This is a genomic window from Brenneria roseae subsp. roseae (assembly GCF_003115845.1).
Taxonomy (GTDB): Bacteria; Pseudomonadota; Gammaproteobacteria; order Enterobacterales; family Enterobacteriaceae; genus Brenneria; species Brenneria roseae.
In genome coordinates, this window is sequence record NZ_KZ819031.1 from 1 (window position 1) to 13112 (window position 13112).

Annotated in this window: 13 protein-coding genes; 4 read left to right on the forward strand and 9 right to left on the reverse strand. The window is 45.7% G+C overall.

Annotated features, from left to right (window positions below; all coding sequences use genetic code 11):
* Positions 1-205 precede the first annotated feature (205 nt).
* The 7 genes from DDT52_RS13885 to DDT52_RS13915 form a co-directional block, all read right to left on the reverse strand.
* Positions 206-472 (reverse strand): type VI secretion system PAAR protein, encoded by a 267-nt coding sequence (locus DDT52_RS13885; protein ID WP_136156877.1) that lies wholly within the window; start codon positions 470-472, stop codon positions 206-208.
* Between the two features lie 26 nt (positions 473-498).
* Positions 499-1521, reverse strand: a complete 1023-nt coding sequence (locus tag DDT52_RS13890; RefSeq protein ID WP_136156878.1) for a hypothetical protein — start codon at positions 1519-1521, stop codon at positions 499-501.
* Between the two features lie 17 nt (positions 1522-1538).
* On the reverse strand, positions 1539-2189 hold the full coding sequence (locus tag DDT52_RS13895) for a hypothetical protein (RefSeq protein ID WP_247595533.1): 651 nt from the start codon (positions 2187-2189) through the stop codon (positions 1539-1541).
* Complete coding sequence (locus tag DDT52_RS13900) at positions 2186-2647, reverse strand: DUF4123 domain-containing protein (protein ID WP_425591555.1); 462 nt, start codon at positions 2645-2647, stop codon at positions 2186-2188. The genes DDT52_RS13895 and DDT52_RS13900 overlap by 4 nt, the downstream gene beginning before the upstream one ends.
* A gap of 463 nt (positions 2648-3110) precedes the next feature.
* Positions 3111-3917 (reverse strand): 2-keto-3-deoxy-L-rhamnonate aldolase, encoded by an 807-nt coding sequence (gene yfaU, locus DDT52_RS13905; RefSeq protein WP_136156879.1) that lies wholly within the window; start codon positions 3915-3917, stop codon positions 3111-3113.
* A gap of 184 nt (positions 3918-4101) precedes the next feature.
* Positions 4102-5307, reverse strand: coding sequence for an L-rhamnonate dehydratase (gene rhmD / locus DDT52_RS13910; RefSeq protein WP_136156880.1), 1206 nt, complete (start codon positions 5305-5307; stop codon positions 4102-4104).
* On the reverse strand, positions 5304-6104 hold the full coding sequence (locus DDT52_RS13915) for an IclR family transcriptional regulator (protein WP_136156881.1): 801 nt from the start codon (positions 6102-6104) through the stop codon (positions 5304-5306). The genes rhmD and DDT52_RS13915 overlap by 4 nt, the downstream gene beginning before the upstream one ends.
* 698 nt (positions 6105-6802) lie before the next feature.
* On the opposite strand from DDT52_RS13915, the gene bglB reads away from it, so the two are divergent.
* The 4 genes from bglB (at position 6803) to acuI (ending at position 11653) form a co-directional block, all read left to right on the forward strand.
* Positions 6803-7942 (forward strand): beta-galactosidase BglB, encoded by a 1140-nt coding sequence (gene bglB / locus DDT52_RS13920; RefSeq protein ID WP_136156882.1) that lies wholly within the window; start codon positions 6803-6805, stop codon positions 7940-7942.
* A gap of 198 nt (positions 7943-8140) precedes the next feature.
* Positions 8141-9427, forward strand: a complete 1287-nt coding sequence (locus tag DDT52_RS13925) for an ABC transporter substrate-binding protein (protein ID WP_168709782.1) — start codon at positions 8141-8143, stop codon at positions 9425-9427.
* Between the two features lie 483 nt (positions 9428-9910).
* Complete coding sequence (locus DDT52_RS13930) at positions 9911-10309, forward strand: H-NS family histone-like protein (RefSeq protein WP_136156884.1); 399 nt, start codon at positions 9911-9913, stop codon at positions 10307-10309.
* Between the two features lie 366 nt (positions 10310-10675).
* Positions 10676-11653: an acrylyl-CoA reductase (NADPH) gene (acuI, locus tag DDT52_RS13935; protein WP_136156885.1), complete on the forward strand. Its 978-nt coding sequence runs from the start codon at positions 10676-10678 to the stop codon at positions 11651-11653.
* Between the two features lie 86 nt (positions 11654-11739).
* Here acuI and DDT52_RS21505 read toward each other — a convergent pair whose 3' ends face one another.
* Both DDT52_RS21505 and DDT52_RS13945 read right to left on the reverse strand, forming a co-directional pair.
* Complete coding sequence (locus DDT52_RS21505; RefSeq protein WP_136156886.1) at positions 11740-12000, reverse strand: FidL-like protein; 261 nt, start codon at positions 11998-12000, stop codon at positions 11740-11742.
* Positions 11981-12691, reverse strand: a complete 711-nt coding sequence (locus DDT52_RS13945; protein WP_168709783.1) for a winged helix-turn-helix domain-containing protein — start codon at positions 12689-12691, stop codon at positions 11981-11983. The genes DDT52_RS21505 and DDT52_RS13945 overlap by 20 nt, the downstream gene beginning before the upstream one ends.
* Positions 12692-13112 lie beyond the last annotated feature (421 nt).

Genomic DNA, 13112 nt, shown 5'->3' on the forward strand with positions numbered 1-13112 from the left:
GAACATCCAATTTAGATCTTCAACAGTGCGTTTAGCCGCTCGCCCTTTAACCAATTCTGACGATTCTGAACTTATAATTTTGGCCTTTGACCTTGAGTGACTTTTAGAGTCACTTCATAAGCACGTTGTTTTTCCTCACGTTCCGCTCATCCTGAGCGGAAAGGAATTCCGGCAACGTCCGAGAGTGCATAAGCACCACAGCTAATCAGCCAATCGTCACACTTCCACCGCCGATCATGACACCGCCACAGCTAACGGCGTCCCCCGTACGTGCAGCGGGTTTGCCGTCAATAAAGACGCTGGATGAACCACCGCTGATGATTCGGCTATGCCCGTGCGGGGCCAGAGGATCGCCTTGACGGGCCAGTGGAAGACCATCAACCTTAACGGTTGATGAACCCGCCACGACGGAGGTTGGCGGATGACTTCCGTGCCCGGTATCAATATTGCCTACTTTAACTGCGTTGCCCATGCGACAATCCTCATTGTAAACAGTGATCAAATAACAGGAATGAACTTTCCATCAACAAGGGAGAATATAGGAGAAAAATACCCTACGCTATTATCTCCATCATCATCTTTGAATGTATAAGAAAGAGGAGATATAGTCGGATCTGACTTATTAACAAATCGCACCATTCTTCCTTTATTCATTACTTCAATTTTATAATCATTCCAATTGATAGAGCGAATTTTAAATGAACTACTTTTGAAATCATTTTTGAAACTACGATCGTTATATATTTCGTCAGTAGAATTTCCGGTTGTAATTCCCCATGCTTGTAAAGATTCATTAAGGCATTTTTTTATTTCCGCATCATTTTTTTCAGCAAAAAGGTGCCAGAGATCGAGATAGGCAATTTTTAACGCTTGAATTTGCTCGGTTTTGCCAGTAAAAGGAGCGGCTTTTGTCCATTTCCACTCTGGGAGATTTTTAAGATGGACTTTTTTAGTAAATTGATAGAGCTCCATCTCTGCTGGGAAATAGTTATCGATCAAATAATTGGAAGGAAAATGTCCCATTTCAACCTGCTGTGCAGGAATTTTCCTTACTGATACTTCTTTAGTTTCAGCTTCGTTCGTTTTTTCGCTTGGTTGCGCATAGGGAACCCCGTCTTGACCGATAGCGATAGTAAGCTGACTCAATACCTTCGACTGCTCTCCTTTAAACGCGGTTAAAGCGACTTTACAACCCGCATCCGGTTTAAATGTCCTGCGGGCTTCATCACTGATATTCTCTTTTGAGAACCAGCCCAGTGCCCCGATTTCGGCAGTAATCTCATTCTCTCCATTTTCCAAAAATAACAACGCGTTAGTGCTGGAGGTGCCGAACCCTCTCCCGACAACTGCTGAATCCCGGTTATCCATCCCAAGCACGCCGTTGGTCTTGATAGCGCAAAACGCCGAGTTAATATCAAATACGCTGCGGATCCTTAACGGCTCATTAGCAGCATTCGCGGTAGACATCATCATCACTCCTGACAGTATTAGGCATTTCCATTGAAAAAACTTCCTCATCATGCGCTTTCCTTGTTTCTCTAACGTTTCGGATTGGATCCCATCGCCCAGGGCTCCTGACTCGGTTTTTTCACTGCATTATATCTGGGATTCGATCCCATGGCCCACGGCTGGGCGGGTATCACTTTGGGTTTTTCGATAACTCTCTCTTTACCAAAAAGATTCACTCTCATTGCCGATTTATCCGCGTCTAATGGCCCGGCCAGTTCCGTTGTTGATTTGTATGAATAACTTCTATTCGAGCTATTTTTATCTTTACGAGAACCATCTTCTTTAACATCCGCCAGTAATGCCACCTCAGCTTTAATCCCATCATGGTATCCCACCAAATCAATACCCTTATCATGCGGATCCAGCTTCATTCCCGCTTCTGTTTTGAGACGTCCTTCGGCCTTTAGGGCAATTTCAACAAACAACACTTTTGTTTCAAATGCCGTACTGACAACCCCTTCCAGCAAAAAGGCTAGCTTATTGTTGTCATCCTCGGGTGTGAAGGTCCATTGCGCCTGTTTATAGGCCGCTCCGACAGAAAAGTGCAGTTCCGCCGTCAATTTTATATAGCACTCAAGGAAACTGCCGCCCTTCGCGATATATTCCCGGCACTTCGCAGCAATACGCTCCACTTTGCAATAGGCGGCCAGAAGCTGTATCAGGTCTATTTTCATACTCATGCTAAGGAATGGCGCCGCGTACAGCCCCATAAAATGCGTGGCATCATCAACACGGTCTTTGCACTGATACGCGTAGGACACCCCCAGATTAATCGGTTCAACGGAGTAATCAAAGAGGCGATAGCCGTTAACCCCTCAATGTATTTCACTTCCGCACAGTGATTCAGTAAATCAAGCTGTGGCTGGCTAATTTTCAAAAACTTTATTCGACTCTTAGCCGTCGGCGGAAACTGGGCACGAACGGGCTGAAAATGCTCCTCCCGAATTGTTCCATTATGGACCGTCATCATTTTTTCAATCGGTCCCATAAAACAGTGCAATTCCCATTCACTCAGAACATGGCATAAATCCCAGATATTCCGCGGATCATAAAAGCGGAAAAACACGGGTTTATCTTCTGAGGGAAGAAGAACCTGTAAATATTTACGCAGATGGTGGCGTAAATCCTTCATGCTCATCGGCAGTGATATTGCCCTGGGTTTTCCCTTCGATGCTGATATAGCATGGAGTTGGCATGGTCTTGCTCCTTGTTGATTGAACATGTGTTTGACTTCACCGTTCGTATAACAAAGACCATGCCATTTTTATGTTATTGTTTTTAAAGAAAAATTACTTAACTCAAATTTTCCCTAAGTCAAATTTGAGCAAGAAATTGCGCAGACTTCCCGAATCGTTTGCAAACATTGCGCAAAAAGTGATTTATGCTGGAAAGTGAGCAAGAAGTTGCGCAGAATTGGTACTTACTCTGGAAGTTTGACTTAATGATGTGAGGCGACAGTCTTTTTGAAAGGTGCTACCGATGAATAACCATAATAAGCCATTCTGCATCAGCGCTTTCTGATACCACTCGATAACGCTCATGCATCTCTCGTTGCTTCGGGCAACCGCGCACGTGTCCATGCGCAGGTACTCCACCGGGGGCTAATAACTGGCTTCTTTTGATATTGCGGGTTTCAAGTTGTGTCTGAAATGAGCTAACCGGTTATCCAGTGCCTCGGTATACAACATTGTGTCGACGCCCACAGCGACAAAATTCGCGCCCCAGAGAATCGCTTTTTCCGCCATGGCCGTATCCACTGCCAGAAAACCGGCGGATTTACCGGCGCGACGAATGCACTTGATACTTTTTTCAATGACATGTTGTACCTCAGGATGCGCCGCATCGTCAGGATATCCTAACGACGCCGAGAGGTCTGCCGGACCGATAAAGATTCCATCAATGCCATCAACCTCCAGCAAGGCATCCAGATTATCTATTGCCGTTTTACTTTCGGCCTGAATCAGCAGGCAAAGCTCTTCATTTGCCCGAGCCATGTAGCTATCCACTCGTCCCCATCGGGCGGCGCGAGCCACGCCGGCACCTACGCCACGTGCGCCCTGCGGAGGATAGCGAGTCGCGGCCACCAGTTCACGAGCCTGATCAGCAGTATCAATCATCGGTACAAGCAGAGTACGCGCGCCAATATCCAGCACCTGTTTTATCAGTGCCCGCTGGCATTCCACCGGACGGATAACGGGATGGCTATCATAAGGGGCAATGGCCTGCAACTGGTGGTATAGATCCTGAATAGTATTCGGCGCGTGCTCGCCATCTATCAGCAGCCAGTCATAGCCACTCGTGGACGCAATCTCCGCCAGATAGGATGAAGTACTACTCAGCCATAAACCTATTTGAGTTTCGCCGCGCGCCAGACCAGCTTTGAATGGATTGTGTAACGGATCGTGCATAATGCTTTCCTATTAATTTTGGCCCAATAAAAACAGAGATGTCAGTCTGCTTCCCTTCAGGCTGAAGGGGCTCTGCGCAGCGATGACGGAATTAGCGCCTAACTGCCAATATATTCACCGGATCGTGCAGAAAACACGCTTCCATCTCCATACAAACCAGAAGAGTGGGAAAAACCAGCGATGCTTAGTGGGTATATGGTCGCGTCAATACACAGTCGGGATTGAGTTCTACGCCAAAACCCGGTTTGTCGAGTGCCGATTTGTGTAGACGACCATTCTGCGGTACAGGCTCGTTGAGCAGCAATGGATCAAACTGTGGCCGCAGTTCACTGCAATCCGGGCTGGTCATCAGAAATTCGCTAAACGGGCTGTTGGTAAAAGTGATCACCGCATGGTGGGAATAAACTGAGGAGCCGTGTGGCACAACCAGCTGACCGCGGGATTTTGCAATGGCGGCAATTTCCAGCAGCGTGGTCAATCCGCCGCACCAGCCGACGTCAGGTTGCATAATATCAATGCCGGTTTCGGAAAGTGTACGGAAGGATTGCAGCGTTCCGTGATGTTCGCCACTGGTCACCATCATGCCTGGAGGCGCATTCCGTTTTAGCTCACGATAACCTTCAAATTGCTGTGGCGGCAGACACTCTTCAATCCATTTAAGGTTATAGGGCGCGCAGGCATATGCAAGTTTGGTCGCGTAGTTGACGTCCTGGCTCATCCAGCAATCCAGCATCAGCCAGAAATCCGGACCGCATTTCTCACGGAAAGAGGCAACCATGGCGGCATCTTTACCAATACCCTCATCGCCATCGTGCGGACCCCAGTGCGCAGGCATTTTACCTCCGATAAAACCCATTTCTTTTGCCAGATCGGGGCGAGAACCTGTGGCATAAAAACAAACCTCATCGCGAACAGCCCCACCAAGCAGTTGGTATACGGGTAAATTTATTACCTTGCCAAAGAGATCCCATAGCGCCAGATCGATACAGGAAATAGTATTCATCACCAGGCCACCGGAACCGGCATAGTACATGGACGCGTTCAGCATCTGATCGTGAATGAGTTTAATATCGCTGACGCTTTTTCCTTCAACAAATCGATTCAGGTGCTTTTCAACAATAAAACAGCCCATTTCGCCACCGGTCGAGATGGCAAAACCGGTCTGCCCATTGTCAGCTTCCACTTCCACAATCAGCGTGCCAAGCACATTGATGCCAAACGACTGGCGGGACTGCTCATAGGCTTTGTACTTACTCATCGGCGTGGCAATGTGATCGTCAATCCAGTGATTGGCGCCCTGATCGTGATAGTCACCGCCGCCGCCGGCTTTATCTGCGGTCGCCCCACCGGTGAAATAGGCACGAATTTCTTTAATTTTCGGTAGTGTCATCGAATACTCCTTTCTTGTAATGCATGTTGGTCTACCGGGCTGCGCCAGCCAAGCAGACGGGAAATATCTCTGGCGCAGGCAATAGCCTGACTGGCAAGGTATTCACGATTTTCATCATTGATTTGAAAACTCGTCCCCACCAATGAGATCGCGGCGGTCAGTTCGTTGCTTGCGTTAAAAATAGGCGCGGCAACACAGCGTACATCGGGATAGTCTTCGCCATTATCAAAGCTCCATCCCTGACGACGTATACGTAGCAGTTCTACTTTAAGCGCATCAGCATCCTTAATCGTATTGGGGGTCACCGCGACAAATCGCAGGCCAGCAATAATTCGCGCCTGCTCTTCCTCCGGTTGCCAGGCAAGCAAACATTTACCAATGCCTGAACGGTGGAGGGATAGGCTTTTTCCTTCATGAGAGCGCACGCTGATAGTCGACGTTGATTCGACTTTGAGGATGTAATACGCATTACCGCTGTCAATAATACCCAGATGGCATAACAGGTTAGTTTCCTGCATCAGCGCGGTCAGACGCTTGCGGGCAATCTCACGAATATCCATTCGTTCCAATGCGTGTCCAGCCAGTTCCACCAGGCGTGTCCACAGACAATAATTGTCATATATATCAACCGCAACGAAACGCTGTTTCTTCAATTCGGCCAGTAGCAGATAAGTGCTGCTTTTCGGTAAGGCGAGCCCTTCAATAATCTCAGCCGCAGGACAAGGGCCATGCTGCGAAATGAAATGGAGAATGGCGATAGCGCGGGTAAGCGCTGGAACGGGCGTTGATTCCAACATGCTGTACTCCAGTCTGATAATATGGAGACAGTTTCAACATGATGCAGATCACAAAATGTGACTCACTTCAAAAGTGGGTCGCTTATTCCCAATTATCCCGGAGAAATAACTCAGAATGTGAGACTGTTCGTATTACGAGTACAGCATATTATACTCGTACTCTTGCCGAATATTGCTGCGTCGGTAATTTTTAGTGCAATATTTACAGACATACCGTTCATTAAGGCTATATCAACAGTAGTGAATATAAAAAACCAAACGAAAAACCAGTCTGATAATTTCAGAGTAAACCCACAAAAATAATAACCCTATAAATATGCAGCTTTTTTAGCCCGGCGATTATTTAGTCCAGCCCATTGTACTTTCCGTCTAAAAATCCGTGAGTATTATCACGTTTAATATACATAACTATCTTTTTTTTGTGTCTGATTTGGTTACTTTGATGAATATCACATAAATACTTCCTTAATTAATAGAATTTGTTTCCATGGATTAAGACTGTTGTCCAGTATTTTGGACAGAAAGCTGAATATTTAGGATTTCTCATGCCTGACACGATGAGGAAAATAACACAATGATGGCTATAGTTTTTGTTATGCGCGTGTTTTACTGATAACTTCACGCTCTATTAATTAATACCAATCGAGATCGTTTTAAGTTGGTGACGTTTGATTATGAACAAATAAAGAGGAATTGGCATGACCGTTTTCCCTGTAAAACACAATAAATTGTTATGTAAAAAAGAATTTCTGCTTCCCAAAGCCGAATTAAACCAAAAGATATTAAATGTTATTCATAACTTAATTAACATTCGTGATGAAACAGGGGAGTTTCTCATTCGTCTTGATGATGGTCGGGTTGTTGATTCCAAAAGCTGGAATAGCTGGGAATGGACGCAAGGCGTAGGTCTATACGGTCTTTATCAGTATTATAATCAAACGAATGATCCTGATATCAAAGAAATTATGGAAAAATGGTTCGCTGAACAGTTAGCGGAAGGAACGCCGATCAAAAATGTCAATACGGTTTGCCCATTGCTGACGCTCGCCTATCTGTATCAGCAAAACCCTTGTTCCAGCTGGCTCAGTTATCTGGAAAACTGGACGGAATGGGTACTCTATGAAATGCCACGTACGGATTACCAGGGGTTACAACACATTAATTCTAACCGGGAGAATCATCAACAATTATGGGATGACACGTTAATGATGTGCGCGTTACCCTTAATGAAGATAGGGAAATTACTTAATCGCCCTGAACTTGTTGAGGAGGCTGCCTACCAGTTTTTATTCCATACCCAACAATTGATGGATAAAAAAACCGGGCTATGGTTCCATGGCTGGACATTTGATGGAAATCATAACTTCGCTAATGCACTTTGGGCCAGAGGGAATTGCTGGATTACCGTTGCTATTCCCGATTTTATTGAGCTTCTTGATGTTCCCCCTGAAAATGCGACCCGCCGCTATTTGCTCCAGGTTCTTGAGCGCCAGATTAAAACATTAGCCGAATGTCAGGATGAAAGTGGTCTATGGCATACATTGCTTGACGATCCGTCATCTTATCTGGAAAGTTCAGCGACGGCAGGTTTCGCCTATGGGATCCTGAAAGCAGTACGCAAACGTTATATTAGTAAAGATTATGCAGTAATAGGTGAAAAGGCCATTAAAGGGCTATTGGATAATATTGATGAAAGTGGTCAGTTAAACCAGGTTTCCTTTGGTACCGCACTTGGAAAAGATTTGGATTTTTATAGAAATATCCCTTTAACCTCAATGCCATACGGTCAATCCATGGCAATACTGGCACTAACCGAATATCTTCGGACTTATATTTAATCCTGGAGATATCATTAACATGTTCTTGTGTTGAGGTTTTATCGGAATATCGACAAAGATTAAGATAATTTTATAAATTTCGCTTTTATCACCTTATTTTTGGAACAGAAATCCTGAGCCAACGATAAGGTGATGAGGTTCCCATTGCGACAAACAGGATAAATCCTGATGTTATAAATCGTAATAAGGATGGGTAATATGAATTCAATAACGCGCTCCACGGTATTTATTATGGCAACGCTATTCCTTCCCTTGACTTGCTTGTCGGAAACGATTGAACTTCGCATGTCCTGGTGGGGCGGGAATCAAAGGCACCAGGCCACACGCCAGGCGCTTGATGCCTTTGAGCAGGCGTACCCGAATATCAAGGTAAAATCTGAACCGGGAGGTTTTGACGGACAATTACAACGTTTAGCAACACAGGTTGCCGGTAATTCAGAGCCTGATGTAATGCAAATCAACTGGAACTGGTTACCGGTTTTTTCCAAAAATGGTGATGGATTTTATGATCTGAATAAGCTGGATAAGGAGATTGATTTATCCCAGTTCAATGAACAAGGGAAAAACATGGTGATGCTCAAGGATAAACTGAATGGTATCCCGGTTTCACTTACCGCCCGCCTTTTTTACTATAATGCCGAACCGTGGCGAAAGGCCGGACTCAATTATCCCACAACATGGGATGAACTCTTTTCGGCTGGAAAGGTTTTCAAAGAAAAACTGGGACAGGATTATTATCCGTTATCCATTTATCCTAATACAGAGATAGTTGCACTTCTGAATACTTATATGGTCCAAAAGTACAATATCCCGATGATAGATGAAGAGAATAAAAAGTTCAATTACACTAAAGATCAATGGATCGATTTCTTCGGTTTTTATAAAAAACTGCTAGATAATCATGTCATTCCTCCAGCGGTTTCTTACTATGCTTCTTTCGGAAAATCTAATCCCTGGGAAATCAAACCCTGGATGAATGGACAACTCGGCGGAAAATATCTTTGGACAACCGATAATATCTATGCGCCCAATCTGAAAGATCCGGAAGATTATGTCCTTGGTCCATTCATCAAGCAGCCCGAGGCCAAAGAAGCAGGATTATTCTTTAAACCTGGGTTGATTTTCTCTATCGGAAAAAACACACGCTACCCTAAAGAGTCAGCGCAATTAGTGAATTTTCTGCTAAACGATCCGCGTGGCATCACCATCATGGGTCTGCAACGAGGCGTGCCGTTGAGTGAAAAGGCGGTAAAAATTCTTCAAGAGCAAAAAATGATCGATGATAATAACTTACAGCTTAAATCACTTCGCCAGATGGAAGAGTTTATTGGTCATGTTAATGTATCAACGTTCCTGGAAGATGCCCAATTCCAGACGCTCATGGTAAAGTATATTGAACGGATAGAGCAAGGTAGAGGTTCTCTTGATGAAATCGCTACCGCGTTCCCGAAAGAGGCCGAGCGAGTTTTGAAAAGATTCTTTTAACTTTCCATATAATTAAGCAATATTATTTGTAAGCGGTAGCGCAGTGCCGACAGTGGTCTGAACCGCTAAAATCGATGAAATTCGGGACCTTGATTAGCAGCCAGTGTTTTCCAGCTATAACAAGCATCCCGAATTTTTCCGTTTGCCGCATTATTGGTGTTCTTCAGGCGATTCCCCTCCCCATATTTGTCGCGTTAGGTTAACGCGCGCTATATAAGGTTCTACGCATACCGCTTCCTCGCTGCAAAATCGCGCTATTGCCGAATGTGTATCGGCGATCCGGCAAGATCGATGACTCAAGCGTCTTTGATAAAAACCTTATCTGTTTTATTCTTTTCTATTGTTCTCATCCTAAGTATTTTTTATATGCTGATATTTATCATTTATCACAAAATTTTCTTTATATAGTAACATCATGATCTCGTTTTATTACAAATTGTCTTGTATGCTATTTATGCCTTTTCACTATCAGGACGAAAACAAATGACTGAAGCCCTCAAAATATTAAACAATATTCGCACATTGCGCGCTCAGGCTCGTGAAACCGATCTGGCAACATTGGAAGAGATGCTGGAGAAGCTTGCCGCCATCGTTGAAGATCGCCGCGAAGAAGAAGCCAAAGTCCAAAAAGAACAAGCTGAACGTCAAGCCAAACTTGAAGCCTTTCGTGCCAAACTGTTGGAGGATGGTATTGACCCAGCAGAACTTCTCGAAGGAATATCACCAAAATCTGCAAAATCTAAACGTGAACCCCGCCCTGCCAAATATAAATATATCGATGAGAACGGCGATGAGAAAACCTGGACAGGTCAGGGTCGTACCCCCAAGGCCATAACCGCCGCGCTTGATAACGGTAAAACACTGGAAGATTTTGAGATCTAATCCATCTGTTAGCTTCCAACCGCCATTGGAAGCTAACAAAGCTAAATTAGACTGAATTGATTTTTGTTCTGTTCCTTGTCTGAGTCTGTTTTTTCCCACCGTTCTTGACATCGCCTAGCTGGATAAAAGGTAATTACATCTAAAATTACCCTCACTATCATACCTTATGACAATTTATATCAATCGATGTACCCTGTTTATCAATGTCAATTTTAACGATATTGTTCATCCCAATTAATCGGGGCAGAAAATAAACGCTTCCGTTACCTTTTTCTGCACAATATTCATAAAAAATACACCTGCAATAGGATGCCTCCGTTTAGCCGGGAGGAACGATCAAATTAGTCAGACGAGGAAAAGTCCGTCATGAAAGCTCTAGTTCTGCAACAGGAAGACCATAAAACATTGGCAGAGGTAAAAGAGATTACACTGCCTGAGTTGGCCGAAGGCGATGTACTGGTGGATATCGACTGGTCCAGCCTCAATTACAAAGATGCGCTGGCTATTACGGGGAAAGGTAAAATTATCCGTCAATTCCCGATGGTGCCCGGCATCGATTTTTCCGGACGAGTCCACCAGAGTAACGATCCCCGCTTTTCGCCAGGCCAGTCCGTGATACTGACAGGATGGGGGGTTGGCGAAACCCATTGGGGGGGACTTGCCGAGCAAGCTTGCGTTAAAGGCGATTGGCTGGTGCCGATGCCCGAAAACATCAGCGCACGCCATGCGATGATCATCGGCACGGCAGGTTTTACCGCCATGTTATGCGTAATGGCCCTGGAAGAGGCAGGCGTCACGCCGCAGAGCGGGGAAATCGTGGTAACCGGCGCCAGCGGCGGCGTCGGAAGCACGGCGGTCGCGTTACTGAATACGCTGGGATATACCGTTGTCGCGGTAACCGGGCGTGAAACGACTCATGACTATCTAAAACAGATCGGCGCTGCCGAAATCCTGTCGCGTGACGATTTTTCGGATTCCCGTCCGCTAGAAAAACAACGGTGGGCTGGCGCCGTGGATACCGTGGGCAGCAACGTGCTGGCTAAAGTACTTGCGCAAATGAATTATGGCGGTTGCGTAACGGCCTGTGGTTTAGCGGGCGGTTTTGATCTACCCACGACGGTAATGCCTTTCATTCTGCGCAACGTGCGTCTACAGGGCGTTGACTCGGTATCGGTCCCGGCCTCCCGCCGGGCCGACATATGGCGCCGTTTAGCGAAAACCCTGCCAGAAAGTTTTTATCAGCAGGCGGCGGTGGAAATCGCACTGGAAGATGCAGCAAGTACCGCCGCTGATTTTTTGAATAATAAAATACGTGGCCGAACGTTGGTGAAAATCAGTCATTAACGACCCCGACCCGGTACCAATTCTTGTACCGGGTTGAGCGGCAATAAAGCTGAGAGAGAATTAAGACAAGGCGTAAAAGACAAGGATCAATAAGTCACGCAGGTAAACAGATAGGATACCGGGCCGCCAATTAAATAGGCCTGTTTGCCAAGTTGTATCACATCTAACTGTAAGGTCGTGCTATCCGCCGTGAACTCGGACAAAAGCTGATTAAATAGCGGTTCTGGGGTATTGTCCGTTGTCGATACCGAGATAGCTTTTATATGGTAACGGAACGTATCCTGAGCACGACGCTTCCTCCAACAAGCGTATAGGTTTTGACTCGCTTCAATTGATTCTCCAGTCATAATAATAAAAGTTGTCGCATGCGATGATTTCCCGATGATTACCTAATTGACAGAAAGATAACATCGTGCGGCCATAATTCTGTGCGGTATTGGAGGTATAGTTGTCAAAGATGACGCGCCGGTTAGCATCGCAGCGCAGCTTGTTTTCAGAAAGAATTTCATGAACCTGCTTATTGATGGCAAGACGATCGTCCTGGCCGATATCTTTGAGATACGTGATCTCGCGACCATTCTCTAATACGCCTTTAACCGGCGTAATTTCACGCTGCTCCGGATAGGATTTCAGGTAAGCCAGCGCGCCGAGCAGGATTGACGCGCTGACCACACCCGCCAGGGTGGTAAACCAGAAAAAACGCGAAGGCCTTTTTTTACCTTGCTGCGGCTGCGGGCCGGTTTCCGCTATCGGCGGCGCTGCCGGCAACGCTTCTGTCGTATCGGTATTCGATACGGTTTCTTGCCGGGCAATACCCGGTTCACACCGTATCTCGATATCCGTATTCAGCCGGAACCCCATCTTGGGAATAGTGATGATCAGGTTGTCATATCCGTATCCGGCCAAAGCACGGCGTAACAGGCTAATATATTGATTAAGATTGCTATTTGACCCCCGTAATCCATATTTATCCCACACCTCGGTTAACAGGTATTCCCGGGAAAGCACGTCTCCCGTTGGATGCCAATATTTGTTCAAACAAACGACCGGCAGGAATACTGGCCATCGCCAGTGCGGAAAAACCCACATCAGAGTAACGATGGGTTTATATCAGGCAACGTTGCCTGATACCGCGCCACGTTTCCCCTGCCCCGGCGGGTTGGCAAAAACAGCGAATAAGAACCAATGCGGTCGATCTCCCGTCAACAGCATTGAGATTCATTCTCACTATCAATTCATAACGATTAGATAGTTAATGGCTATCACAATATTCATCTAATTCTATTTTATCTATACCCATATGATGACTAATATTAACAGCGGATTTCAACCGAAGGGACTCACTATCATGGGTCGATCATTCGATAACTATCCAATAAATAAAAGTCCATGTATCACGCTAACCATTAGCACGCCCCCAAGACATATATTACGAGCGATTTCATGTCAACGGCCCAGC

Coding starts and splice junctions, on each gene's coding strand:
- DDT52_RS13885 (WP_136156877.1), bottom strand. CDS start 472: ATGGGCAACGCAGTTAAAGTAGGCAATATTGATACCGGGCACGGAAGT.
- DDT52_RS13890 (WP_136156878.1), bottom strand. CDS start 1,521: ATGATGAGGAAGTTTTTTCAATGGAAATGCCTAATACTGTCAGGAGTG.
- DDT52_RS13895 (WP_247595533.1), bottom strand. CDS start 2,189: ATGAGTATGAAAATAGACCTGATACAGCTTCTGGCCGCCTATTGCAAA.
- DDT52_RS13900 (WP_425591555.1), bottom strand. CDS start 2,647: ATGAGCATGAAGGATTTACGCCACCATCTGCGTAAATATTTACAGGTT.
- yfaU (WP_136156879.1), bottom strand. CDS start 3,917: ATGCACGATCCGTTACACAATCCATTCAAAGCTGGTCTGGCGCGCGGC.
- rhmD (WP_136156880.1), bottom strand. CDS start 5,307: ATGACACTACCGAAAATTAAAGAAATTCGTGCCTATTTCACCGGTGGG.
- DDT52_RS13915 (WP_136156881.1), bottom strand. CDS start 6,104: ATGTTGGAATCAACGCCCGTTCCAGCGCTTACCCGCGCTATCGCCATT.
- bglB (WP_136156882.1), top strand. CDS start 6,803: ATGACCGTTTTCCCTGTAAAACACAATAAATTGTTATGTAAAAAAGAA.
- DDT52_RS13925 (WP_168709782.1), top strand. CDS start 8,141: ATGAATTCAATAACGCGCTCCACGGTATTTATTATGGCAACGCTATTC.
- DDT52_RS13930 (WP_136156884.1), top strand. CDS start 9,911: ATGACTGAAGCCCTCAAAATATTAAACAATATTCGCACATTGCGCGCT.
- acuI (WP_136156885.1), top strand. CDS start 10,676: ATGAAAGCTCTAGTTCTGCAACAGGAAGACCATAAAACATTGGCAGAG.
- DDT52_RS21505 (WP_136156886.1), bottom strand. CDS start 12,000: ATGACTGGAGAATCAATTGAAGCGAGTCAAAACCTATACGCTTGTTGG.